29 protein-coding genes and 1 tRNA gene are annotated in these 23,632 nt (G+C 63.5%); 15 read left to right on the top strand and 15 right to left on the bottom strand.

Translation table 11 applies throughout. The features are described 5' to 3' along the window. Positions 1 to 28: 28 nt before the first annotated feature. Complete coding sequence (locus ACH9L7_RS12585; protein ID WP_396611040.1) at positions 29 to 967, bottom strand: DMT family transporter; 939 nt, start codon at positions 965 to 967, stop codon at positions 29 to 31. A gap of 231 nt (positions 968 to 1,198) precedes the next feature. Between ACH9L7_RS12585 and ACH9L7_RS12580 the strand changes: the two genes are divergently transcribed. The 6 genes from ACH9L7_RS12580 (at position 1,199) to ftsY (ending at position 4,327) form a co-directional block, all read left to right on the top strand. Beyond that, entirely contained in the window at positions 1,199 to 1,351 is a 153-nt protein-coding gene (locus ACH9L7_RS12580) for a 50S ribosomal protein L39e (protein WP_007544136.1), read from the top strand. A gap of 3 nt (positions 1,352 to 1,354) precedes the next feature. After that, the gene (locus ACH9L7_RS12575) at positions 1,355 to 1,633 is read left to right on the top strand and encodes a 50S ribosomal protein L31e (protein ID WP_396611039.1); all 279 of its coding nucleotides are present in this window, start codon (positions 1,355 to 1,357) and stop codon (positions 1,631 to 1,633) included. 3 nt (positions 1,634 to 1,636) lie between these two features. After that, positions 1,637 to 2,302 carry a translation initiation factor IF-6 gene (locus ACH9L7_RS12570; protein WP_396611038.1) on the top strand — a complete coding sequence of 222 codons (666 nt, stop codon included), beginning with the start codon at positions 1,637 to 1,639 and terminating at the stop codon, positions 2,300 to 2,302. A 78-nt stretch (positions 2,303 to 2,380) separates the two neighbouring features. Beyond that, positions 2,381 to 2,557, top strand: coding sequence for a 50S ribosomal protein L18Ae (gene rpl18a / locus ACH9L7_RS12565; RefSeq protein ID WP_396611037.1), 177 nt, complete (start codon positions 2,381 to 2,383; stop codon positions 2,555 to 2,557). Further along, entirely contained in the window at positions 2,557 to 3,027 is a 471-nt protein-coding gene (pfdA, locus tag ACH9L7_RS12560; RefSeq protein ID WP_396613276.1) for a prefoldin subunit alpha, read from the top strand. The genes rpl18a and pfdA overlap by 1 nt, the downstream gene beginning before the upstream one ends. 22 nt (positions 3,028 to 3,049) lie before the next feature. Continuing rightward, positions 3,050 to 4,327 (top strand): signal recognition particle-docking protein FtsY, encoded by a 1,278-nt coding sequence (gene ftsY / locus ACH9L7_RS12555; RefSeq protein WP_396611036.1) that lies wholly within the window; start codon positions 3,050 to 3,052, stop codon positions 4,325 to 4,327. 88 nt (positions 4,328 to 4,415) lie between these two features. Here ftsY and ACH9L7_RS12550 read toward each other — a convergent pair whose 3' ends face one another. Beyond that, entirely contained in the window at positions 4,416 to 5,033 is a 618-nt protein-coding gene (locus tag ACH9L7_RS12550; protein WP_396611035.1) for a LysE family translocator, read from the bottom strand. A 9-nt stretch (positions 5,034 to 5,042) separates the two neighbouring features. After that, positions 5,043 to 6,047, bottom strand: a complete 1,005-nt coding sequence (locus tag ACH9L7_RS12545; RefSeq protein ID WP_396611034.1) for a D-2-hydroxyacid dehydrogenase — start codon at positions 6,045 to 6,047, stop codon at positions 5,043 to 5,045. Between the two features lie 91 nt (positions 6,048 to 6,138). On the opposite strand from ACH9L7_RS12545, the gene ACH9L7_RS12540 reads away from it, so the two are divergent. The 4 genes from ACH9L7_RS12540 (at position 6,139) to ACH9L7_RS12525 (ending at position 9,819) form a co-directional block, all read left to right on the top strand. Then, positions 6,139 to 7,524: a signal recognition particle protein Srp54 gene (locus tag ACH9L7_RS12540; protein WP_396611033.1), complete on the top strand. Its 1,386-nt coding sequence runs from the start codon at positions 6,139 to 6,141 to the stop codon at positions 7,522 to 7,524. Between the two features lie 100 nt (positions 7,525 to 7,624). Continuing rightward, positions 7,625 to 8,206, top strand: coding sequence for a magnesium transporter (locus ACH9L7_RS12535; RefSeq protein ID WP_396611032.1), 582 nt, complete (start codon positions 7,625 to 7,627; stop codon positions 8,204 to 8,206). 1 nt (position 8,207) lies between these two features. Further along, a complete protein-coding gene (locus ACH9L7_RS12530) occupies positions 8,208 to 8,768 on the top strand; it encodes a magnesium transporter (protein ID WP_396611031.1) in 561 nt (186 codons plus the stop codon). Between the two features lie 79 nt (positions 8,769 to 8,847). Then, positions 8,848 to 9,819: a nucleoside recognition protein gene (locus ACH9L7_RS12525; protein ID WP_396611030.1), complete on the top strand. Its 972-nt coding sequence runs from the start codon at positions 8,848 to 8,850 to the stop codon at positions 9,817 to 9,819. Positions 9,820 to 9,860: 41 nt separating this feature from the next. Here ACH9L7_RS12525 and ACH9L7_RS12520 read toward each other — a convergent pair whose 3' ends face one another. Together ACH9L7_RS12520 and ACH9L7_RS12515 are read right to left on the bottom strand one after the other, a co-directional pair. Beyond that, on the bottom strand, positions 9,861 to 10,277 hold the full coding sequence (locus ACH9L7_RS12520) for an RNA-binding domain-containing protein (protein WP_396611029.1): 417 nt from the start codon (positions 10,275 to 10,277) through the stop codon (positions 9,861 to 9,863). Further along, complete coding sequence (locus ACH9L7_RS12515; protein ID WP_396611028.1) at positions 10,274 to 10,843, bottom strand: AAA family ATPase; 570 nt, start codon at positions 10,841 to 10,843, stop codon at positions 10,274 to 10,276. The genes ACH9L7_RS12520 and ACH9L7_RS12515 overlap by 4 nt, the downstream gene beginning before the upstream one ends. Before the next feature lie 122 nt (positions 10,844 to 10,965). Between ACH9L7_RS12515 and ACH9L7_RS12510 the strand changes: the two genes are divergently transcribed. The 3 genes from ACH9L7_RS12510 to ACH9L7_RS12500 all read left to right on the top strand — a co-directional run bounded on the left by ACH9L7_RS12510 (position 10,966) and on the right by ACH9L7_RS12500 (position 12,057). After that, on the top strand, positions 10,966 to 11,343 hold the full coding sequence (locus ACH9L7_RS12510) for a YccF domain-containing protein (RefSeq protein ID WP_396611027.1): 378 nt from the start codon (positions 10,966 to 10,968) through the stop codon (positions 11,341 to 11,343). A 43-nt stretch (positions 11,344 to 11,386) separates the two neighbouring features. Then, positions 11,387 to 11,460: transfer RNA gene (locus ACH9L7_RS12505), tRNA-Arg, on the top strand. Positions 11,461 to 11,835: 375 nt separating this feature from the next. Further along, positions 11,836 to 12,057, top strand: coding sequence for a hypothetical protein (locus tag ACH9L7_RS12500; RefSeq protein ID WP_396611026.1), 222 nt, complete (start codon positions 11,836 to 11,838; stop codon positions 12,055 to 12,057). On the opposite strand, the gene ACH9L7_RS12495 is transcribed toward ACH9L7_RS12500, so the two are convergent. From ACH9L7_RS12495 to ACH9L7_RS12460, 8 genes are all read right to left on the bottom strand, one after another. After that, complete coding sequence (locus tag ACH9L7_RS12495; protein ID WP_396611025.1) at positions 12,043 to 12,150, bottom strand: zinc-ribbon domain-containing protein; 108 nt, start codon at positions 12,148 to 12,150, stop codon at positions 12,043 to 12,045. The two genes, ACH9L7_RS12500 and ACH9L7_RS12495, sit on opposite strands and share 15 nt — an antisense overlap. Before the next feature lie 193 nt (positions 12,151 to 12,343). Next, positions 12,344 to 13,993 (bottom strand): thermosome subunit alpha, encoded by a 1,650-nt coding sequence (gene thsA / locus ACH9L7_RS12490; RefSeq protein WP_396613275.1) that lies wholly within the window; start codon positions 13,991 to 13,993, stop codon positions 12,344 to 12,346. A gap of 141 nt (positions 13,994 to 14,134) precedes the next feature. Further along, positions 14,135 to 14,860, bottom strand: coding sequence for an NAD(P)H-hydrate epimerase (locus ACH9L7_RS12485; RefSeq protein WP_396611024.1), 726 nt, complete (start codon positions 14,858 to 14,860; stop codon positions 14,135 to 14,137). Between the two features lie 123 nt (positions 14,861 to 14,983). Next, complete coding sequence (locus ACH9L7_RS12480) at positions 14,984 to 15,526, bottom strand: KH domain-containing protein (RefSeq protein WP_396611023.1); 543 nt, start codon at positions 15,524 to 15,526, stop codon at positions 14,984 to 14,986. 102 nt (positions 15,527 to 15,628) lie between these two features. Beyond that, on the bottom strand, positions 15,629 to 16,957 hold the full coding sequence (locus tag ACH9L7_RS12475) for an MFS transporter (RefSeq protein ID WP_396611022.1): 1,329 nt from the start codon (positions 16,955 to 16,957) through the stop codon (positions 15,629 to 15,631). A 121-nt stretch (positions 16,958 to 17,078) separates the two neighbouring features. Then, entirely contained in the window at positions 17,079 to 17,930 is an 852-nt protein-coding gene (gene rio1, locus ACH9L7_RS12470) for a serine/threonine-protein kinase Rio1 (RefSeq protein WP_396611021.1), read from the bottom strand. Positions 17,931 to 18,029: 99 nt separating this feature from the next. Then, a complete protein-coding gene (eif1A, locus tag ACH9L7_RS12465; protein ID WP_004058539.1) occupies positions 18,030 to 18,320 on the bottom strand; it encodes a translation initiation factor eIF-1A in 291 nt (96 codons plus the stop codon). A 66-nt stretch (positions 18,321 to 18,386) separates the two neighbouring features. Continuing rightward, positions 18,387 to 19,613: an RNA-guided endonuclease InsQ/TnpB family protein gene (locus ACH9L7_RS12460; protein ID WP_396611020.1), complete on the bottom strand. Its 1,227-nt coding sequence runs from the start codon at positions 19,611 to 19,613 to the stop codon at positions 18,387 to 18,389. Positions 19,614 to 19,769: 156 nt separating this feature from the next. Here ACH9L7_RS12460 and ACH9L7_RS12455 point away from each other — a divergent pair, with 156 nt between their 5' ends. Next, complete coding sequence (locus ACH9L7_RS12455) at positions 19,770 to 19,949, top strand: hypothetical protein (protein WP_396611019.1); 180 nt, start codon at positions 19,770 to 19,772, stop codon at positions 19,947 to 19,949. A gap of 26 nt (positions 19,950 to 19,975) precedes the next feature. Here ACH9L7_RS12455 and ACH9L7_RS12450 read toward each other — a convergent pair whose 3' ends face one another. After that, complete coding sequence (locus tag ACH9L7_RS12450) at positions 19,976 to 20,962, bottom strand: tyrosine--tRNA ligase (protein WP_396611018.1); 987 nt, start codon at positions 20,960 to 20,962, stop codon at positions 19,976 to 19,978. Between the two features lie 190 nt (positions 20,963 to 21,152). Between ACH9L7_RS12450 and ACH9L7_RS12445 the strand changes: the two genes are divergently transcribed. Further along, positions 21,153 to 21,464 (top strand): ATPase, encoded by a 312-nt coding sequence (locus ACH9L7_RS12445; RefSeq protein WP_396611017.1) that lies wholly within the window; start codon positions 21,153 to 21,155, stop codon positions 21,462 to 21,464. A gap of 35 nt (positions 21,465 to 21,499) precedes the next feature. On the opposite strand, the gene ACH9L7_RS12440 is transcribed toward ACH9L7_RS12445, so the two are convergent. Further along, complete coding sequence (locus ACH9L7_RS12440; protein ID WP_396611016.1) at positions 21,500 to 23,560, bottom strand: DUF460 domain-containing protein; 2,061 nt, start codon at positions 23,558 to 23,560, stop codon at positions 21,500 to 21,502. Positions 23,561 to 23,632 lie beyond the last annotated feature (72 nt).

The following is a 23,632-nucleotide window of genomic DNA, read 5'->3' as shown; positions in this document are numbered from 1 at the left end:
CATCAATGTTCGACTCATAGCGACCCCATCAATCGTCGTTCGCCCGCGCCGGACGCCCATTCACCGCCCGCCGCAACTCGCCGCGAATAGCGTCGCGCTTGAACAGGACGAACCCGACGAAGATGAGCGCGAAACCGGCGGCCGTCGTCGCAGTCGGGATGCGGCCGAAGAACACTAACTCCGCGAGCGCGGCGAAAAGCGGGATGACGTATTCGAGGAGGCTCACCTCGATGGGGCCGATTCGGTCGAGGAGCCAGAAGTAGAGTAAGAACCCACCTGCGCCCGCGACGACCGAGAGGTAGCCGGTGGCGACGAGCGCCGTCGCGGTCCACGTCGCGTCGGCAGCGGACTCCCACGGGAGCGCCGCACTCGTCACGTGGAGCGTGATAGCTCCGATGAGCATCATCCACGCCTGCACGGCGAGCAGCGACATCCCCGTTTCGCTGTCGTGGGTGAAGACGGCCCCGAACGCGAAGGCGAGCGCGGACCCGAGCACGAGAACCGCGCCGACGAGGTTCGACGACAGCAGATTCTCGGGGTCGGGATTGGCGATGACGATGAGTCCGAGGAAGCCGAGTGTGAGTCCGGCCGCACCGAGCGGGGTCAGTCGCTCTCTGGAGGACGTGAGTCGCGTGAGCGCGGGCGTCGCCAGCGGGATGATACCGAGCAGCACCGAGGCGACTGAGCCGGGGATGTACACCTGTCCCGAGAACAGGAGCGCGTGGTGTGCACCGATACTGAACACGCCGCCAGCGAGGATTGGCTTCCACTCGCCGCGGGCGGCCGGGATGAATCGGTCGCCGCGGGCGACGGTGAGCGCGAACAGAAGCACTGCCGCGATGTCGAACCGGATTGCCGCGAGGAACGCGGGCGGGACGAATCCGAGCGCCACGTCGGTTGCGAGAAACGCGCTTCCCCAGACGGCAGAGAGGGTGAGAAAGGCGACGAGGGTACGGGACCGACTCATTCGACTCGGGGTTCTTCGCGGGCGGGGTTGAATGAGTCGGTTCCGTGTTCGAATTTCCGCTTCGACGTTCGGGTCGTGTCTGGTTTTCCGGGCAAACGCCCCGATTTAGCCATCGGTCTTGCCCCGATTTGGCCGTGGGTTTCGCCCTGATTTGGCTGTGGGTACCTCTCTCACACTGCTCAGACGCGAAGGAACAAGATTTTATGCGGAGGATTGGAACTGTAGGCCACTATGGGTAAGAAGTCGAAGGCTAAGAAGAAGCGTCTGGCGAAGCTCGAACGCCAGAACAGTCGTGTCCCGGCGTGGGTCATGCTCAAGACCGACATGGAAGTCACGCGAAACCCCAAGCGTCGCAACTGGCGGCGAAGTAACACGGACGAGTAAGCCATGAGCGCAAGCGATTTCGAGGAGCGAGTCGTCACCGTCCCGCTCCGTGACGTGAAGTCTGTCCCGTCCCACGAGCGTGCTGGCCGCGCGATGAAGATCATCCGCGAGCACCTCGCGAAGCACTTCAAGGTCGACGCCGACGACGTGCGTCTCGACACGCAGATCAACGAGGACATCTGGACGCACGGCCGGCAGTCGCCGCCGAGCAAGTTCCGCGTCCGCGCCGCTCGATTCGACGAAGACGGCGACGTTGTCGTCGAAGCCGAACCGGCAGAGTAAACGGTGCTCCGCGCCTCCTTCGCCGGTTCCTCGTACATCGGCGTCTTCGCCCGAGCGACTGACGACATCCTCATCGTCCGTCCGGACGCCGACGACTCGCTCGTCGACGACCTGTCCGACGAACTGGGTGTCCCGGCGCTCGCGACGACTGTCGGCGGGTCCGGCACCGTCGGTGCGTTAGCGACGGGTAACGAAAACGGACTCCTCGTGTCGAGTCGCGCGACGACCCGCGAACAGGAGGCACTCGCCGACGCCGCGGACCTCCCGGTCTACGAACTCCCCGGCCGCATCAACGCCGCCGGAAACGTCGTTCTCACGAACGACTATGGTGCGTACGTGCACCCCGACCTCTCCGACGAGGCCGTCTCGGCCGTCGAAGAGGCCCTCGAGGTTCCCGTCGAACGCGGTGACCTCGCGGACGTTCGGACCATCGGCACGGCGGCCGTCGCAAACAATCGCGGCGTCCTCTGTCACCCGAAGTCTCGCGAACCCGAACTCGACGCGCTCGAAGACGTACTCGGCGTGCGTGCGGATATCGGCACTATCAACTACGGCGGACCACTCGTCGGCTCTGGCCTCCTCGCGAACGAGGCAAGCTACGTCGTCGGCGAGGATACGACCGGCCCCGAATTAGGCCGCATCGAAGACGCCCTCGGCTACATCGACTGAGTGCGCGTCCGCCGATTCTCCGTTCTCGCAGCGACCCGAGTAGGAAGACTCTTCCCGCTCGCCGCCAGAATCACGGCCATGAGTCAGTTCACTATCAGCGGTACGTTCACCAGCCGAGGTGTCACCCACAACTTCACGAAGGTTGTCGAGGCACCGAACGAGAACGTTGCACGAGAGCACGCCTACTCGCTCATCGGGAGTGAACACGGCATCAAACGTACGAAGGTCTCCCTCTCTGAGGTGTCCGCAGCATGATGGGCGGTGGTCAGCAGCAACTCCAACAGCTTTCCCAAGAGCTGCAGGCCATCGACCAGGAAATCGAATCGCTCGAAAGTGAAATCGAGGCCCTGAACACCGAAAAGCAGGAAATCGACGAGGCCATCGAAGCAATCGAGACGCTCGAAACCGGTTCGACGGTGCAGGTTCCGCTCGGCGGCGACGCGTACCTCCGCGCCGAAGTGCAGGACATCGACGAAATCATCGTCTCGCTCGGCGCCAACTACGCCGCCGAACAGGACCAGTCCGACGCCGTCGAATCCCTGCGCCGCAAGCAGGACCTGCTCGACGAGAACATCGCCACGCTTCGCGGTGAAATCGAAGACCTCGAAGAAGAGAGCGACGAAATCGAACAGCAGGCCATGGAAGCCCAACAGCAGATGCAGCAACAGCAGATGCAGCAGATGCAACAGCAGATGCAGGGCGAAGGCGAAGACGACGACGAGTAAGCGACTCCCCCTTTCAATTTAGATGTTCGACGGACTGAAAAAGAAACTCGACCGCTTCCGGAAAGATGTCGAAGATACTGCCGAAGAGAAGGCCGAAGCGGCCGCTCCGGAGGCAGAGGAAGCGGCGGACGACGAGTCCCCCGCCGACGAACCGGAAGTGACCGAGACCGAGGCTGCCGACGCCGACGAGGCGGCGGCCGCTTCGACCTCCGAACCGGCCCCCGAATCTCCCGACGAGGACCACGCCGACCCGGTCGAATCCGATTCGAACGGTTCGGCAGACGCCTCTACGGACACGCCCGAGGAATCGGCCGAATCGGCTGACGGCGACGACGTGCCCGAATCGCTCGCGTCCGATGCCGCACGCGCAGCACTGGCTGAACAGGAAGAAGACAACTCCGCTTCCAACGCCGGTCGCCTGAAGCGCGCCGCCGCGTTCGCCACGGGCAAGGTCGTCATCGAGGAAGATGACCTCGAAGACCCGCTATGGGAACTCGAAATGGCGCTCCTCCAGAGCGACGTGGAGATGCAAGTCGCCGAGGAGATTCTCGACACCATCCGCGACAAACTCATCGGCGAGACGCGAAAGCAGGTCCAGAGCACGGGGCAACTCGTCGAAGAGGCGCTCCACGACGCGCTCTACGAAGTCATCAGCGTTGGCCAGTTCGACTTCGACAAGCGCATCGCCGAGGCCGACAAGCCGGTCACGCTCATCTTCACCGGCATCAACGGCGTGGGCAAGACGACGACCATCGCAAAGCTCGCGCGCTACTTCGAAACGCAGGGCTACTCGACGGTCCTCGCCAACGGCGACACCTACCGCGCCGGTGCGAACGAGCAGATTCGCGAGCACGCGGATGCGCTCGACAAGAAACTCATCTCCCACGAACAGGGCGGTGACCCAGCGGCGGTCATCTACGACGCCGTCGAGTACGCCGAGGCGCACGATATCGATATCGTGCTCGGCGACACCGCAGGTCGACTGCACACCTCGAACGACCTGATGGCGCAGTTGGAGAAAATCGACCGCGTCGTCGGCCCGGACCTCACCATCTTCGTGGACGAGGCAGTGGCCGGACAGGACGCCGTCGAGCGCTCCCGGAAGTTCAACGAGGCGGCGGCCATCGACGGGGCCATCCTCACGAAGGCCGACGCGGACTCGAACGGCGGGGCCGCAATCTCCATCGCCTACGTCACGGGCAAGCCAATCTTGTTCCTCGGCGTCGGACAGGGGTACGACCACATCGAACGGTTCGACCCCGAAGCGATGGTCGAGCGACTCCTCGGCGAGCGGGAGTAACTCGACCCCTCGCCGAAACGAGTCTCGTCTCACTCAGCGAAGACGAGTCTCGCCCCTCGGCGAACTGCGTTACAGTCCGTCGGCCCTCTTATTCCACCGCGAGTACGACGCCGAGCAGCAGCATCGTCCCTGCACCGACGTAGTTCAGCGCGCGCGTGACTCGCGTCCCGGCGAGCGCGTCGCCGAGTCTGTCGGCACCGAGCGCGACGACCGAGAGGTAGATGGCGGTGAGGACGGCGTACACTGCCCCGAGCAGTGCCATCCGTTCGCCCGCCGCGGGGCCGTTTCCGGCGAACCCGGGGAGGAACGCGAGGAAGAACAGCGCAACCTTCGGGTTCAGGGCGTTGACGAGGACGCCGCGGCGAAAGCTCCCCGAGGCGTCTGTCTCGACAGCGGGGTCGAACTCGTCGTCGCGGAGCGCGACCACACCGAGGTAGATGAGGTAGGCCGCGCCGACGTACTGGATTGCGTCGGCGGCCTCCGGCACGGTCTGGAGGAGCGCGGCGACACCGAGCGTGGCGAGCATCGTGTGAAAGAGGACGCCGGTGGCGATACCGAACGCCGAGCGGACGCCCGATTCGCGTCCGTCGAGGCCGCGAGCAAGGACGTACATCGTGTCGGGACCGGGTGTGAGAATGAGCGCGATAGCCGCCGCACAGAAGGCGAGCAGGGTTGCCGGATTGAGTCCGAGCGCGATGCCGGTCATCGACTCGCGCTAGGCATCCTCGGCTGAAGTAGGTGGGGTTTCGGGAAGCACTTGGTTCCGGAGCGGGGTGTCGGCCGTCCCTGCGTCTCCACCGTCGCGTTCTTCCAACCGCTGGACGTTCTCCGCGAGGATGTCCGCCAGCCGGGTGAAATACTGTGGCGTGTGGCCCGCGACGTGCGGGGTGATAAATACGTTCTCGAAGGTCCACAGCGGGTGGTCCTCCGGGAGCGGTTCGGGGTCGGTCACGTCGAGCGCAGCGGCCCGGATGCGGCTGCGCTGGACCGCCGTGACGAGCGCGTCGGTGTCGACGACGCCACCGCGGGCGATATTCACGAGGACGGCGTGATTCGGCAGCACGTCGAACGCCTGTTGGTCGATAAGCTGTCGCGTCTCGTCGGTCAGCGGGCATGCGAGAACGAGGTAGTCCGTTTCCACGAGCGCGGATTCGAGGTCGTCGAAGCCGACCACGCGGTCCGTCGGTCCACCCTTTTCGGGCGTGTAGCGAACACCGATGGTTTCGACGCCGAAGGGGTCGAGGCGCTCGACGACCGCCTGTCCGATTGCGCCGAGACCGACGACGGTCACTGTCGAGCCGTTCAGTTCGCCGTACGCCTGAAACGACCGCCACTCGCGGCGTTCCTGTCGGCGGATTCCCTCGTCGAGGCGGCGCGTAATCATCAGGAGCCAGCCGATGACGTGCTCGGCGATGTTGGGGCCGTGGACGCCGGAGGCGTTCGTGACTGTGATGCCGCGTTCGCGGAGTGTCTCCATCGGGAGGTGGTCGTATCCGGCCGCCGCACCGGCGAATAGCTGGAGGTTGTCCGCGGCGGCGAGAACGTCGTCGTGGAGGTAGGTTCCGGTGATGATGTCGGCGTCGCGCGCGGCGTCGAGGGTTTCGGCGGTCGTCTTCGGGTGGACGATGGTCGCGTCTGGGAGCCGCTCGCAGAGCGCATCGACGTACTCCTCGGCGGGGATGTCGTGATTTGGTTGGTCGAGGACGAGGATTCGGGTCATCGTCAGAGGTGTCTCCGGCATTACCGATAGGTCTTCGGCCGCGGACGCGACGGATAAAGCCTTTACCGACGCGACAGCGTAGGAAGGCACAATGGTACTCGATAATCTCGGGAGTTCCCTCCGCGGCAGTCTCGAAAAGCTGCGGGGCAAGTCCCGCATCGACGAGGACGACGTTCAGGAGATCGTCAAGGAGATTCAGCGCTCCTTGCTCTCCGCGGACGTTGATGTCAGCCTCGTCATGGACCTTTCTGACTCTATCAAGACTCGTGCGCTGGAGGAAGAGCCGCCGGGTGGCACGGGCGCCCGCGACCACGTCCTGAAAATCGTCTACGAGGAACTCGTCGAACTCATCGGCCAGTCCACGGAGATTCCGCTCGAACCGCAGACCATCATGCTCGCCGGTCTGCAAGGGTCGGGGAAGACGACCACCTCTGCCAAGATGGCGTGGTGGTTCTCGAAGAAGGGGCTTCGCCCCGCGGTCATCCAGACCGACACCTTCCGCCCCGGCGCGTACGACCAGGCCAAGCAGATGTGTGAGCGGGCGGAGGTCGACTTCTACGGTGACCCCGACTGCGACGACCCGGTACAGATTGCCCGCGAAGGCCTCGAAGCGACCGAAGACGCCGACGTTCACATCGTCGACACGGCCGGTCGACACGCCCTCGAAGACGACCTCATCGCCGAAATCGAGGAAATCGAATCGGTCGTCCAACCCGACCTGAACATGCTCGTCCTCGACGCGGCAATCGGGCAGGGCGCGAAAGAACAGGCCCAGCAGTTCGACGAGTCCATCGGCATCGGCGGCGTCGTCATCACCAAACTCGACGGGACCGCGAAGGGTGGCGGTGCCCTGACCGCCGTCAACGAGACGGACTCGTCTATCGGCTTCCTCGGCATGGGTGAGACCGTTCAGGACATCGAGCGATTCGAGCCGAACGGCTTCATCTCGCGGCTCCTCGGCATGGGTGACCTCAAGCAACTCTCCGAGCGCGTCGAACGCGCCATGGCGGAGACCCAGGCCGAAGACGAGGACTGGGAGCCCGAGGAGATGATGAAGGGGAACTTCACCCTCAAGGACATGCAAAAGCAGATGGAGGCGATGAACAAGATGGGGCCGCTCGACCAGGTGCTCGACATGATTCCCGGTCTCGGCGGCGGTCTCAAGGACCAACTGCCGGACGACGCGATGGACGTGACGAAAGACCGGATGCGCTCGTTCGAGATTATCATGGACTCCATGACCGAAGAGGAACTGGAGAACCCGCGCATCATCGGTGCCTCCCGCGTCGAACGCATCGCAAACGGCTCGGGCGAAAACGAGGAGACGATTCAGGAACTCCTCGAACAACACCGCATGATGGAACGCACCATCAAGCAGTTCCAGGGCATGGGCGACGGCGACATGCAGCGGATGATGAAGAAGCTTCAGCAGCAAGGCGGCGACATGGGCGGAATGGGCGGTATGGGTCCGTTCTAACGACGCCGACGCGAACCGCCCGTCTCCGTCTCTCACGGTTTTTCGTCGGACAGTCCGAGATACCGCCGACTTTTAACGTTCGCGTCCCTCGCACCCCACAATGACCGTGCGCGACGTCGCTGTCGAGGCATACCGGGAAGCCCTTCCTGCGCTCTCCGCGAGTCTCGTTGGTGGCCTCGTCGCGGGCGTCGTCCTCGGCGGAATGCGCGCCGAACTCCGTGCCGTCCCCGGCCTACTCGTCCTCGTGCCCGCGCTCCTCGCCACCCGTGGGAACGTCTACGGGTCGCTCGGTGCTCGCGTCGCCACCGCGCTCCACCAGGGTCTCATCGAACCGCACGTCACCGCGGGCGACGACAGATTACAGGCCGCCGCCACCGCCGCGCTCGCAAACGGCGTCCTGACAAGCACCTTCGCCGCTATCGTCGCGTTCTTCCTCCTCACGCTTCTCGGAAGCCCAGTTGCGCCCCTTTCGGTTCTCGTCGGTATCGCCATCATCGCCGGACTGCTCTCCGGTATCGTCCTCACGGCCGTCGTCGTCACCGTCGTCTTCGCGGGCTATCGACGCGGCCACAATCCAGACACGCTCGTCGGCCCTATCGTGACCACCACCGGCGACGTGTTCGGTATCCTCTTCCTGCTCATCGCCGTGCGAATTATCCTCGCCATCGCGGGGGTGTTCTGACGTGCCGACGGAGTGGACTGTCCGTGCAATTACGCGCGCGATGCTTCCGGTCCTGTTGGTGCTCACGCTCGTCGAAATCGGCAGCGGACTCGTCCTCGGAAGTTTCGAGGCGAAGCTACTGCGGTATCCCTCGCTTCTCGTGCTCGTCCCCGTTACCATCGGGACGGCCGGGAACCTCGGAAGCGTCCTCGCGGCGCGCCTCTCCACGTCGTTCCACCTCGGGACGCTCTCGTTTTCGCCCGATGACGACGAACTCACTGGCAACGCCATCGCCACGTTCGCGCTCGCGGTGACTATCTTCCCCGTTATCGGGTTCGGTGCGTGGGTGCTGGCCGCGCTCGTTTCGGGCGGTGCGATGCTGGCGGCTGAGACGGTCCTCACCGTCGCGCTCGCCAGTGGGACAATCCTCGCGGTGCTGGCGGTGGCGGTGACGCTCACCGCGACGTACGCTGCCTACAGATTCGGCCTTGACCCGGACGACGTGGTCATCCCCGTGGTCACCAACGTCTGTGACGTGCTCGGGGTCGTGGTGCTTTTGGGCGTGGTACAGGTGCTGGTCTGAAACCCCGACTCGACTGGGTTGTTCAGCGCGGGGTTCCCCAACCGACGCCGCTTAGTTCGCTCGCTCCCCAGGACCGACCGTGCAACCGTCGGCGTTCCTCCCCGTTTTGGTCGAGGTACTTCCACGAGTCGCCCGTATCGCGGTCTACATCGCAATCGGCGTCTTCGCGGCCAACCTCGTGGTCGCCTTCGGTCTCGTGGAGCGAATCGCCGGTCTCTCTCGGTACCTGACGGGACCGGCGAACCTCCCCGACGAGGTGGGAACAGCCATCGTCACGACCGCCGCGTCGACGACGGCGGGATACGGCATGCTCGCCGAATACCGCGAATCCGGCGTCCTCGACGACCGTGCGACCCTCGTTGCCGTCACTATCAACACGTTCTTCGGCTTCGTCCAGCACATCTTTACCTTCTACTGGCCGGTCCTCATCCCCATTCTCGGCCACGAAGTCGGGTTCATGTACGTCGGCGCGCGCGCGGCTATCGCGCTCGCTATCACCATCACGGGCGTCGTCGCCGGGGCAATTCTCCTCTCGGGGCGGAACCTCGACTCTGCCGCAGTCGCACAGACTGATGGTGCTGGCGAGGCCAGCGAGGAAGAGCAGTCGCTCCGGTCGATGCTCGAAGACGCCGGGCGAAAGACGTGGAAGACGCTCAGACGCATCGTCCCGCGTCTCGCCGTCGTCTACGTGCTGGTCACGCTCCTCTTGCGGACGACGGACCTCGAATCGTTCACCGCCCTCGCCAGTCCGCTGACGAACCTCGTCGGCTTGCCGGGGGCCTCTGTGCCGATTGTCGTCGCCTTCGCGTTCGATACGACCGCCGGGGCCGCGGCTATCGCGCCGGCTATCGGCCAGACGTTCACGCCGAAACAGGCCGTGGCGACGATGCTCATCGGCGGCATCATCTCTTTCGCTGTCTCGACGTTCAAGCGGTCGATTCCCTTCCAGTACGGCATCTGGGGCCCCGAATTCGGGTCGAAGGTCATCGCCGTCAACACGGGGCTAAAAATCGTCTTTATCACCATCGCGGTGGCGGCGTTGGTGGCGTGATTGGTGCGGCGTGAGTCGCCTGCGGCCCGCTGAAACTGTTCTTATCTCTCGTCGGGGTCGATTGGCCGTCCGTCTTCGGTCGGCGGCGCAATGTGGTCGATGAGTTCGTCCACCGTTGGGTCGCGGACGGTCACGTGGACCCCGATGTCGCCCAGTTCGTCGGGGTTGCCGACGGCGAAGTTGACGACACCTTTGAACGCGGCCTGCTTCTTCAGCGCGAACGAGAAGCCGTCGTCGTCCTTTCGCTTGGCGAACTCACGGCGGGCCGTATCGAGGATGGCCTGCTCGTGGAGGCGCTCCGAAAAGCGCTCTAACTCGTGGCTCTCGCCGACGAGCGTTCCGTCTTCGTGGGTCAGTTCGACGCCCGGAAAGAGGTTCTCGACGGCGTCGCCGACGCGGTCGGTGATTTCCGTGTCGCGAACCGGGGCTTCGATGCGAACGTCGACGCTGTATATCATGCGTTCGCCTCCGCGACGGCGTCTGGGCCTTCCTCGAACAGCAGTTCGATTTTCTCGCGGTACTCCGCCAGCGTGCCGGTGTTTTCGATGACCACGTCGGCGCGCTCCATCGCCTCACCCATCCCGAAGTCGAGTTCGCGCTTCTCGCGCTTCTTTAGTGCCTCGACGTCGGTGTCGCTCGCGTCGCGCCCGCGTTCCAGCAAGCGCTCGGCGCGCGTCTCGAACGGCGCTTCGACGCTCACCAGAACGAACTCGTCGCCGAAGGCGTCGCGGAAGCGGTCGAGTTCCACGTCCGACCGGAGACCGTCCACCAGCACCACGTCGTTCGATTCGAGGTGGTCTTCGATGATCGGAAGCGACCGCGCCGCGATGGCGTCGTCGCCTTCTTCCTCGCGGAGGGCCTTCGCAACCGTTCCGTGCTCGGTCGCGGGGTCGAGGCCGCGATTGCGACACTCATCGCGGATGATGTCGCCCATCGTCACGACGGGAATGCCCGCCTCGCGGGCTACTTCGGCGAGTTCGCCTTTTCCGCTGCCGGGCAGGCCGACTGTCCCGATGACTTGCATGGCCGTTGCTACCGCGCTCGCGCTGTTAAACCCTCCCTTCACCGTCGCTCGGTTCTCCTCGCCCACGGCAGCGACCTGCGAGCGCCGCGTCACTTTTCGCCCTTCGCCGCCCACTGTGAACTATGTCTCAACGCTCCCTCGTCGTTCGAGCACTCTGGTTCGTGGTCGTCGGCTGGTGGGCGACGCCCCTCGTCGTCAACGTCGCGTGGCTGCTTAACGCGACCATCATCGGCCTCCCGCTCGGCATCAAACTCATCAATCTCGTGCCGACGGTGCTCTCGTTGAAAGAGCCACGGTCGCTCACCGACCCCGAATCGGCCCCCGGACAGCGTTCGCTCCTCGTCCGCGCTGTCTACTTCGTCTTCGTCGGCTGGTGGTTCAGTTGGCTGTGGGCGAACGTCGCGGCGTTCTTCGCGGTCACTATCGTCGGCCTCCCGATTGCCTTCTGGATGTTCAATCGGCTGCCGGTGGTCACCTCCCTGTATCGGTTCGACGGATAGAACCCGATTCGTTTTTCTTCCGGGGCCGATTTGTGGCATCCGAGGGCGCGTAGCTCAGTCGGACAGAGCGTCGGACTTCTAATCCGATGGTCGCGGGTTCGAATCCCGTCGCGCTCGCTCGGCCGGAGGCCTCGCTCGCGCTCCTGAGTCCCACTCGGCGGTGCCTCGTGGGACTCCCGTCGCGCTTTTTTTACTGTGAAGACCGCGAGCGCCAGCGAGGCATGTCGAAACGTCCGCGCGGGATTCGAATCAGGGAGCGAACGAAGTGAGCGACTGAGGTTCGAATCTCGTGACCTCCGGTCACGAAGTGCAGCGCTACGCGCTGCACTCCCGTCGCGCTCGGCGGTGCCTCGTGGGACTCCCGTCGCGCTCTTTTGGTTGCTGAACTGTGTGCGGTTGCTGAGTGTCAGGTGGCGTGTCGGGACGCACTCCTTCTCGAATACCTATTCAAACCTGCCAAACACTCATCAATTGACAGATGGACGTAGTACCATGGTGTTCGCTTCCGACACGCCCCTGCTCGGCATCTTCGAATGGACAATCGACCACGCCGTGGTCTACGGCGACCCAGAGAGCGAGACTGTCCTCCACGAAGGAACGATACGGGTGCTTCCCAATGGCTGGGTCGAGGTTTCCAGCGGGAGGCTTCTCTCACCGAATGCGGTCCACCACATCGACCGACTTTCGGAGACACCTCACTCAGACGAGTTCTAATTCCCGTCCACACTCGGGACACGCCGAATCGACAATCGTCACCTGCGCGTCGCAGTGCGGACAGAACTCGCGGTAACACGCTCGGTCGCCCATGGTGGGATATAGCATGGGCTGGTGGGAGAAGATTGGGATTCAGGGCTGCTTGGACGGGGCCCTCTTCTGCTGGGAGTGTCGTTCAGCGTCGCTACCGAGCGTGACGCAAGAAAAATCGGGTCGGAAGTTAGGCCGACGTTTCGAGTCGATGCGCGGGTCAGGTGGTGGGTGTATGTGTCCTATCCGGGGGCGCTTACATTGCGCCGCCCATGCCGCCCATACCGCCCATGCCACCCATGCCGCCCATGCCGCCGGGTGCGCCGCCTTCGTCGTCGTCGTCGCCGGTCTGGCCACCGGAGAGGTCGCCAGCAGCGATGACGTCGTCGATGCGGAGGATCATGACAGCGGCTTCGGTCGCGGACTCGATGGCCTGCGTCTTGACGCGGAGGGGCTCGACGACGCCTTCGTCTTCCATGTCGATGATGTCGCCCGTGTAGGCGTCGAGGCCAGCGGCGAATTCGCCGGCGTCGTGACGCGAGCGGAGGTCGACGAGGGAGTCGATGGGGTCGAGACCAGCGTTCTCGGCGAGGGTGCGCGGGATGATGTCCAGCGCTTCAGCGAATGCCTCGACGGCGAGCTGCTCGCGGCCGCCGACGGAGTCAGCGAACTCGCGCAGGGTGAGCGAAAGCTCCGTCTCGGGAGCGCCGCCGCCGGGGAGCACCTTGCCGTCTTCGAGGGTCGTGCGAACGACGCCGAGGGAGTCGTCGATGGCGCGCTCAAGTTCGTCGACGACGTGCTCGGTGCCACCGCGGAGGATGAGCGTGACGGACTTCGCGTCTTCGACGTCCTCGACGAAGATGCGCTCGTCGCCGCCGATGTCCTTCTGGGCGACGGAGCCGGCGAAGCCGAGGTCGTCTTCCTCGATGTCGTCGAGGTTGGAGACGACGCGACCGCCCGTCGCACGGGCGAGGCGCTTGAGGTCCGAGGACTTGGCGCGGCGGACCGCGAGGATGCCCTCCTTCGCGAGGTAGTGCTGGGCCATGTCGTCGATACCGTCACCGACGAAGACGACGTCGGAACCGACATCGACGAGCGTGTCGACCATTTCCTTCAGCTGCTTTTCTTCCTGGTCGAGGAACTGCTGAAGCTGGTCGGGGTCGGTGACGTTGACTTCGGCGTCGATTTCCGTCTCGCGGACTTCGAGCGCGTCGTCGAGGATGGCGACGTTGGCGTCTTCGACCGCGTAGGGCATGTTCTCGTCGACGCGTTCCTTGTCGACGATGACGCCTTCGACGAGTTCGGAGTTGTGGATGGAGCCACCGACGACCTTCTCGACGGAGACGTTGTCCGTGTCGATGCTGTCGTCGTCCTGAACGGCCAGCACGGAGTCGACGACGAGTTCGGCGAGCAGGTCCTTCGCGGACTCTGCGCCCTTGCCGGTCATCGCCGTGGCGGCGATCTTGATGAGGGTCTCGCGGTCGTCCTCGGTGACTTCGATAGCCTTCGATTCGAGGACTTCCTTGGCCTTCTCGGCGGCCTGACGGTACCCCTGCGCGATGGTCGTCGCGTGGACGTCAGATTCGAGGAGGTCTTCGGCCTGGTCGAGGAGTTCACCCGCGATGACGACGGCGGTCGTCGTGCCGTCGCCGACTTCGGTCTCCTGCGTCTCGGAGACTTCGACAATCATGTTGGCCGCGGGGTGGTCGATGTCCATCTCCTTGAGGATGGTGACGCCGTCGTTCGTGACGACGACCTGTCCCGTCGAGTCGACGAGCATCTTGTCCATCCCCTTGGGGCCGAGCGTCGTACGTACGGCCTCTGCGACGGCCTTTCCGGCCGTGATGTTCATCGACTGCGCATCCTGACCGGATGTGCGCTGCGAGTCTTCGCCCAGAATGATCATGGGCTGACCCTGCTGCATTCGCTGGCTCATAGTCATCGCTTGATTGTTTGTGATTCTATAAAAACCCATCGAACAGTGCCATGTCAAAACGCAACACGGTGGCGTGGTCGCGATTCGGTGACTGCGGTCGATTACGAGGGTTTATGAACGAATCCGAAGCCAAACTCGGCGTGCGCCGCCGAAGGGGTCGGCGTAGTCGATATCGAGTGAGTCGTAGGCGCCTCGTGGAATCCCGATGTCGGCGAGAAGTAGGTCACCCACAGTCGCTTCCGCCAGTCCCGTCTTCGGGAGCGCGAGCGTGAGGGTCGTGTCGGGTTCGACGGCGGTGCCGGGTGCCTCGCCGGTTGTCGCGTCGATACCCGAGGGGACGTCTAGTGAGACAACGTGGCTTGCCCCTTCCGCGGCCTCGACGAGCATCGCCGCCGCGCCTCGGAGCGCACCAGAGAGACCATAGCCGACGAGAGAATCGACCACGACATCGGCGTTTCGAATGTAAGGCTCGGAGCTAGCTGCTGTAATCACTGTCGCGTCGGTGGCCCCGAGGATGCGGTGCTGCCGAGCGGCCGCGCCGGTCAGGTCGTCGGCGTCTCTGTCGAGGACGACCGTCACCTCAGCGCCCCCGTTTGCGAGGTGTCGGGCGGCGCAGATGCCCCCGCCGCCGTTGCCACCGTCGCCCGCGAGGACGACGATTCGACCGCCTACGGCCGCCTCGCGGGCGACCTCGGCGAGATTTCGCCCGGCGTGTTCCATCATCTGGAGGAGCGCCAATCCGACTTCGTCGACTGCGACGCGGTCCACCGCTTGCATTTCGGCGGCCGTGACGGCGGTGACGACCCGGCCGTCGTCCGTCTCGAACTGTGGCGTCACGACTCTCAGTACGTCGGGTGGTGAAAAAACGATGCGGGGCTGGTGCGTCAGCGTGGTGCCCCGACGGCAGGCGTCGGCGGCGGTGCGTGCCGCACCTCAGTGGTGTCTCGTCGGCGAGGCGGCTCAGTTGTTCTGTCGGACGTTGAATCCGCGCGTCAGTTCGTTGTGCTTGCGTTCGAGGAACGAGTAGACGGCACCGTGCGGGGCACCGTCGAGAATCATCTCGACGGCGCGACGGACGGCTTCGACCTCTTCGGGTTGGCCGATAATGCCGAGCGTCGACCCGTAGATGACGACGTCCGCCCCGGTCAACTCTTCCATGAGTTCGCGGGTGCGGCCGTTCTCGCCGATGAGTCGGCCCTTCTTTCGCCGCATATCGTTTTTGTTGCGGGTGTGTCGGTCGATTTCGATAAGTTCGAACATCGCCATCTCCTGGTCGAGGAGCGACATCGCGTCCTCAGGGGCAAAGCCGCGGCCGACGGCGCGAACGACATCAGGGGCGACCATTCCGAGAACGGGGTCGCCGACGCTGTCGATAGCGACACTGCCGTTTTCAGAGTCGACATCGAGGCGAACCTCTGCTCGTCGCTCAATTTCGCGGAGTGTCGAACCACCTTCGCCGATGAGAACACCGATACGGTCCTGCGGCACCTTGACGTGCTGCATAGAGGTGGATACCCGGTGTAACGGTTTAAGCGTTCGCTCGCGGGGGCGCTGCGTGTATCCCTCGCACGCGAGGCTCGCTGTTCAGGCCGCAAGCGTGTCTACTCAGGCCGCGAGTGTCTCCATCTCGTCGATGGCCGGAAGTCGGCGAAGCGACGGAACCGCGAGGACGTAGGCGGCGACGAACAGCAACCCCGCTCCCCCTGCTCCCACGACGAATTCCGCACCGACGGTGTCGCCGAAAACGCCCCCCAGTGCCGACCCGGCAGGCATCATCAGCGTCGAGAGGCTTCCGACCGCGGCCATCACCCGACCCAGCAGGTCGTCGGGGACGAGCGTCTGTATGATGGCCATCGTGATGACGTTCGAGATACCGATGGGGACGGTAGCGAGCGTGAGGAGGGCAATGGTCCCGGGGAGCCACGACACGGAAATCGCTGCGAGCCACGCGGACCCGCTGACGGCGAACAGGCCGACAGTGAGTGGGCCGAACGGCAGGTCGTCGAACACCGAGGCGACCGCCGCACCGACGAGGATGCCGCCAGCGATGGCGGCCATGAGCATCCCGTAGGCCTCCGGGCCGCCGCGAGCGTCGGCGAACGTGGGCATCGTCGCCCACGCACCGCCGAGGAGGCCGTTCGCAACTAGTCCGGTTACGAGCATGGGGAGGAGGATGCTCCCGCGAACGAACCCGAGGCCCGCCCGGAGGTCATCGAGGTACCCCGACGGCCCCAGTTCGTCGTCGTCATCGTCATCTGGGACCGGAGCGTCCGCGCCGCCGTCTGCGACTGCACCGGTCGCAGCCGACGAATCGGTGTCGGTTGCCGGTTCGTCGTCCTCGCCAGCAGCAGGGATGTGCAACCGGACGAACAACGCCGCCGCAACCGCGAACGAAACCGAGTCGAGGAGATAGAGCGTTACCGCGCCTGTGGCCGCGATGAGGACGCCCGCGAGCGCGTTGAACGCCATATCGACGCCCTGATACGAAAGCGAAAGAAGCGAGTTCGCGGTCACGAGGTCGTCGCCGTCGACGATTCGGGGGACGGCGGCCGACTGCGCCGGGTAGACGAGTTGGTTCAGAAGCGACACCAGTGGCATGACGGTGAGGACAACCCACACCGAGAGGACGCCGAGGAAGTCTGCCAGCGGGATAGCGAGGACCAAAACAGCCTGTACGAGTTGCGTGCGCACGAGAATCCGCCGAAGCGACCAGCGGTCGACAAGCGGCCCGGCGAACACTTGGAGGGCTTGCGGAGCCATCGTCAGGAACCCGGCGAGACCGGTGTACGCCGACGACCCGGTGAGATCGTAGACGAGCCACATCGCGGCGATTGCGTAGACGCTATCGCCCGCGTTCGTGACGAGGCGACCGAATACCAGTCGTCTGAGGTTCGCGTTTCGGACGAGAACCCAGTCGCGTATCGAGACGTTCACGCCCGGTCTGTCGCCCGAATACGTAATAAATGTCTGCAGAATGACTATTCTGTCGGAGGCGAAACAGAAGCGTCGTTCTGTTAGGTTGGGTCGGTTGGTGAGTTGGTAGCCCGAAAATCAGTTACTCTTCGTCGGCCGTCACAAACTCGTACAGCGAATCGGGGTCGGCGTCGGCCCCCTGTCGCTGGAAGAACTTCGCAATATTTCGGCAGTCGCGGCGGAGGAATTCGTCGGCGTTCGGGTGGTGAATCGTCACGGCCTGTCCGAGGTCGATGACGACGAGTTCGCCCTCGTGGATGATGAGGTTGTATTCGGAGAGGTCGCCGTGGACGAGTCCAGCGCGGTGGAGGCGTCGCATGTACTCGCGGACGACTTCGTAGGCGGTGTCGGGGTTTTCGACGTTCACCTCGGAGAGTCGGCGCGCCCGGTCTTCGACCAGTCCGACGAGTTCCATCACAAGGACGTTCCGCTGGACGGCGATTGGTTTAGGAACCCTGACACCGGCGCGCTCGGCGCGTTCGAGGTTGGCGAACTCCTTTCTGACCCACGCGCGGACGACTTGGCCCTTGTCGTGGCCGATACTCTCGAATCGCGGGTCGCCTTCGAGGTAGTCGCGCATGTGCCGGAAGTCGGAGGCGTTGATGCGGTATATCTTGACCGCAACGTCCGTCTCGTCATCACCGAGAGCCTCGTAGACGTTCGCCTCTTTTCCCGTCGAGATAGGACCGCCGAAGGCGTTGATGTAGCCGTCTTGGACCAGTTTGTATATCGCCGCGAAGGTGGCGTCGTCGAACACCGACTGTTCGACCTTGAACTGGTCGGCGTCTTTCATCCGTATTCGGAACTCGTCGAAGTCCCGGTCACGGCGCCGTGCGATGCGGTCCGCCGCATCGTCGGTGACATCTATCTCTTCCCACTCGTCACCGAACGCCTCTCCCTCTTGGGGCTCGACCATGCCGAAGTCGTCACTCATTCGCCTACTCCTACGGGAGACGAGATGAAAAGGGCACAGGCTCTACCGCGCTGTGTCTCACCGGCACACGATACGTGTCGCGGGCGACTTCCGGCCGAATTACTGGATGTGGCCTTCGCGTCGGAGTTGGTCCGCCTCGGACTTCTCGTAGCGCCACGTCACGTCGGCTTTCTCGTCTTGCCAGTCCCACGGCTCGACGAGGACAACGTCGTCTTCTCGAATCCAGATGCGTTTCTGCATTCGTCCGGGGATACGAGCGGTCCGTTCGACGCCGTCGGCACAGCGGACGCGGATACGATTGGCCCCGAGCATGTTGGTCACGACGGCGAACACTTCGTCGTCGTTCGGCATTCGAAGGTCTCGGCGGCGCTCGTTCTCGTCGTCGCTCATGCGCGAGCGTTTGACGTCGGCATGTTTAAACCCGCCGACGTTTGTCCGACGTGAATCGCCTCGGGGTCAAGCCCCGAGGCTTCCTGTTTCTACGACGCGCTTTGCAGACACCGAATGGGTGTCCGTAGGGAGCGCAGTCTCCACAGGCGTGTCTTCGGGCCATTCCAGCCCTAACTCAGAAAAGCCGCGTTGCAGGACATTCATCGCCGCGTTCGCGTCACGGTCACACTCGAACCCACATGACGGGCAGGAGTGTTCACGCACCCAAATGGGCTTCGCTGTTTCTACACCACACGACGCGCATTCCTTCGTCGTTCCACGCGCTTCCACCTGCACGACGTGACAACCGTACAGGTCGGCCTTGTAGTCGAGGAGCGTGATGAACTGTCGCCACGCCGCGTCCTGCTTGTTGCGAGCGTTGTGCGACTGTTCGAGCATCCCCTTCACGTTTAAATCCTCGACGAACACGGCGTCGTACTCGCGGACGAGCCACGTCGTTATCTTGTGCTGGTAGTCCAGAACCTTCCGGCGAATATGCCGTTTAATTTTCGCCACTTCCCGACGCTGTTTCTCGTAGTTGTTCGACCCCTTCTCCTTCCGTGAGAGTTTGCGTTGCTCACGGCGGAGTCGCTCGTACTCATCTTCGAGGGTGAGCCAATCCACTGTCTTGCCGTCAGACGTGTGGATGTAGTTGAGGATGCCGAGGTCGATACCCACGCTGTTGCTTGAATCTAACTCGTCCAGCGCGAGTTTGTCGGGTAGGTCAGCGTCGTCGGTTTCGAGGCCAAATGAGACGAACCAGTCACCGGTCGTCTCTTTCTTGACTGTGACTTCTTTGATGTCCGCTTTGTCAGGGATGTCGCGGTGGTATCGGATGTTGATATCGCCGATTTTCGAGAGCCAGAGAGTCGCACGTCGGCCACTCGTGTTTTTGAGTTCGAAGCCAGACTGCGAAAACGTCATACTCTGAAACTCCCGTTGTGACTTCCACTTGAGTTTCCCGACCTTGTTCCCGTTCTCTTTCTGGTCGTTCAGGTTCGAGAGGTTCTGGTAGAACCGTGTGACAGTTCGTTGCAGAGCCTTCGAATTGACTTCCGAAAAGATGGTGAACTCGTCTTTCCAGCCGGGGAGTCGGGAGTGGTGTTTGTACGCGGAGCCGATGTCGTCGGCATCCACGTTCTCGTACTCGTACAGGGTGTAGTTGTACGCTTGGCGATGAATGTCGATGTGGTATTCCAGTTCAGCCACTACCTCTTGTGTCGGATACGCGGGGTAGCGGTGACTGTACTCCATCGCTGTCTGTCGATTAGAGACGTGTTCATTTAATGGCTTGTATCCCTGCCTATCGGATTCAACCCCGGGGTCAAGCCCCGGGGCATTCTCCTTGACCGCTTGTAAACTGTCGCCGCAAGCGACGCGTTTAGGGTATTCCCGACATGCTGTCGTGACATGTTCGATAAACTTGGAACGAAAGGGATAGTTGGCGTCGTCTGCCTGCTCGCTGGAATCGGAATCGTCGCCGTCAAAGCGCCAATCGTCGCCGCCGGTATCGCGCTCGTCGTCGCGGGGATGGGTCTCGTGGCGAGCGGCCTCGCGGAGAGCGTGATGAAAATGTTCGGGATGGCCTGAGAAGGCGGATTCGCCGCGTTAGCCCGTTAGTTGTCTATCTTCTCGCGGCCGGGCGCGATGAGTTCGTCGAGGTAACTCGCCAGCGCGCCCTTCGCGTCGAGGGGGTGGAGTTCGCCCGATTCGAGGTCCGCTTCGAGCGACTCGTAGTCGTCGTATTCGAGGTTGCCGCCGTACTCGTCGGGGCGCTCGACGACGACTTGCTCGAAGCGCGGGAAGACGTGGTACTCGAAGATTTGGAGGACCGGATTCTCGCGTGCTTCGCCCTCGTCGGTCGGGTCGGGGTCGGCCGTCGGCGGGCAGTAGGCGTCGTTGACCTTGTCTTCGATATCCTCGGTCGTATCTTCCATCGAGATGGTGACGCCCTTTGAAGAGGACATCTTGCCGATACCCGTCCCGAGGTCCGCGATGAGCGGCGTGTGCATGCAGGTCGGCGAGTCCTCGTTGATGCTCGGCAGCGTGTCGCGGGCGAGCATGTGGACCTTCCGCTGTTCCATCCCGCCGATAGCGAGGTCAACGTCGAGGTAGACGATGTCCAGCGCCTGCATGATGGGGTAGACCGCCTGCGCGACGGTCACGCTGTCACCGCTCTTGATTTCGGCCATGGCGCGCTCGGAACGCGAGAGCGTCGTCTCCAGTTCGAGCGCGTGCAGGTCGAGGACGTAGCTCTCGTCGAGTTGGTACTCCGAGCCGAGGACGAACTCGGTTTGGCTCTCGTCGAGCCCGTAGGCGATGAACTGCTCTTTCATCCGCTCGGCCGTCTCGCGAATCTCCTCGAATGTGCCCTTGCCGTTGAGGTAGGCGTGTACGTCCGCGAGGAGTACGACTACCTCGAAGCCCGCCTCTTGGAGGTCGATGAGCTTGTTGGCGGTGAGCATGTGACCGATGTGGAGGACGCCGGAGGGCTCATAGCCCACGTACGCTCGCTTGCCCTCGGGGTCGTCGGCCAGCGCGCGCACTTCGTCCTCCGTGACCACTTCGGAGGCGTTCCGAGTGATCAGGTCGTATGCGTCCATACGTGTTTGGTGACGGGGATGTGGGATATGACTTCTGATAGGGATTATCGTCGTCGTTCGTCATCTCCTTCCGTGAGAATGGATTCCTCCGTCAGCCTGGGGTCGCGAACCTCCGGCTGGCTACGATAATCCCTATGAAACGCCGCCCGCGGGCGAAACCGACAACACATCCCGGTCCTAACTCCGGGTGATGTCCGACTCAGGAACTCGAACGCGCGCGCCGATAGTTATCTTCGGGGCGCTCATGCTCGCCGTCTTCGGCATGCTCGCGGCGATGTGGGCCTCCGTCCGCGGCGGCGACCTCCTTCCGTACATCCTCGGATTCGGCGTCTACTTCCTCGCCTTCCACATCTACCTCCCGTACCGAGTTCACAAGGATGCGACGTTCAAAGAGCGGAACGCGACGCTCTGGGCGGCGCTCGCGTTCTTCGTGCCGCTTCTGGGGCCTGCGCTGTACTTCGTCGTCGGGGGACTGTCCGGCCGCGACGAGGCGGCGAATTAAACAGAACTGAGAGGCAGTCTAAACTGAGAGGTAGTCTACCGCCTGTCGGCGCGATGCTCGGAGATAATCTGGTCCACCATCTCCTTTTGCTGTTCTTTCTGGCGCTCTTCCGCCCGCGACTCCCAATCAGCAATTGCAGATTCGACTTCTGACTCCTTTGCCACCGCGAGTTCGTCTATCTCCTGAATCGTCACGCCGTCGGCGGGTGCGACCGGAATCTCAGCCTCGAAGAGCACTTCGTCCGCGACTTCCGAGAGGTTCCCCGACCGTAAGACGACGCGGGGGTCGAACTCGGCGAGGCGCTCGGCGGTCGTCCGGCCCGCGCCGCTGGCGTCGCGGAGGTAGACCACGTCGCCTGCGGCGATGCCGTACTCTTCGATGGTGTGGTCGAGCGCGCCGTTGGTGAACTGCTCGATGACCTTGACCGGGACGAGGTTTCCGCCGGATTCGTTCGCTTCGCTCTCTCCTCCGGCGACTTCCCACTCGCTGTCGCTCGTGAGAATTCCGTTCGTGTTCACGTCCGCGAAGTTCGAGTGGTCGAGTTTCCACAGCGACTTGAGACGGTCGAGCTTGTCGGCCAACTCCTCGTTTTCGGCCGCTAAGGACTCGACCTTCCGTTCGAGTCTGTCGTTGTCGCGTTCGAGTCTGGACACCTCGCGGCGCTCGCGGGCCTTCCGGCGTTCTTCGCGTCTGGCGTCAGAGAGTTCCTGTTTGTACTCCTCGATGGTCTCGTCTTTCTCCTCGATGGTCGCCTTCAGGTCCTCGACGTGCGATTCGAGGCGTTCGACCCGTGATTTCAACGTGCGAATCTCGCGCTCTTCGGGCGACAGTTCGGGTTCGGTCGGGGTTTCGTCGTCGGCCTCGTCGGCCTCTTTTTCCCCGTCGTCTCTCATCTCGCGGAGGACCGCCTCGACGGACTCCTCGCTCCTGAGGACGCGGGTGATGACCTCCTCGCGGTCGATTTCCGCGGGAACCTTTCGCGAAATGCGCTCGAACTGGTCTTCGTGGTCGTCGAAGGCGAATAAGGCGGCGGCGAGGGCGTCGCGCTCGTGGTCGTTCTCGTAGTTCACCTCGCGGGTTCGGTGGAGCTTTTCGTCCACCGGGATGTCCTTCGGCGGTGCCCACCCTGCGGCGTCGAAACTCCGGCGGAACTTCTCGACCGTCTCGGGCATCGGATGCACGTCGGCGGCGACGAGCGCCGGGCGGCCACGCTCGATGAGCCATTCGATGACGGCGGCGGTGTCGGCGGTGCGAGTCGAGTGGATGTCGAGGACGCGCCCGTCGAGTCCGACGACGGCGACGGCCGTGGTCGTACCGGGGTCGATGCCGACGATGACCCGGTCACGGCGTTTGACGAGGGGTTCGAACTCGATGCCGTCGCGGCGCTCGCGCTCGATTTCGATGCGAGTGTCGCCCGACCGCCGCGACGAGACGGGGATGTCCTGCGGCCGTCCTTCGACCGTGAACACGGCTTTCGAGTAGCCGCCGTACTTCTCGGTCACGTCGCATTCGTATTCCAGATTTGCCTCGTCGAGCGCGGATTCGACGTTTCGAGACTCACGCTTGACCGACCCGTGGATACGGCGCGTGTAACGGTCCTGACTCCAGCCACCCTTTCCGGTCGAGCGCCCCCGAGACACCTTCACCGTCGTCGTGTTCTCGAAGGCTGCAACCTCGTAGCCGACGTTCGTGAGGGCGAGTCTGGCGGCAGCCTCGGCTTCTTTCATCGGCTTCTTACCGTAGGGAACGCCGTGTCTCGACGCAACCCGCGAGAGCGGTTCGGGCCGCTCAGCGCCTGTCACCTGCACGAGTTTCGTTTCGTGGGGAAGCCACTGCAAGAAGCGAACGAGGTCGTCTTTGTCGGTCGCGAGTTCGTACATGTTGTCCGTCGCGACCATGGCGGGGGCCTCCCGCTCGATAAGGCGACGTAACTTGCGGAAGGAGACCACGTCTCGTTCGATTCGGACCTCGTCTGACTCGGTGTCTCGGGTGTCCAATACGACCAGTGCATACGACGGGGAGTCGCCGCGCACGTCGCCGCTTTGGATGTCAACGCCGAAGACGACCGAGTCGAGCGCGCTCGTCCGGTCGTTCACGCCGCCGAGTAGGGTCGCGCGAAATATATACTCCACGCCGGGGCGGACGCCACCCCACGTCGTCCGGAAACG

Origin of the sequence: Haloferax sp. S1W (assembly GCF_044593955.1) — an archaeon.
Lineage (GTDB): Archaea > Halobacteriota > Halobacteria > Halobacteriales > Haloferacaceae > Haloferax.
Note: the sequence above shows the minus strand (reverse complement) of the source record. Positions and strands in the feature narration are given on the sequence as shown.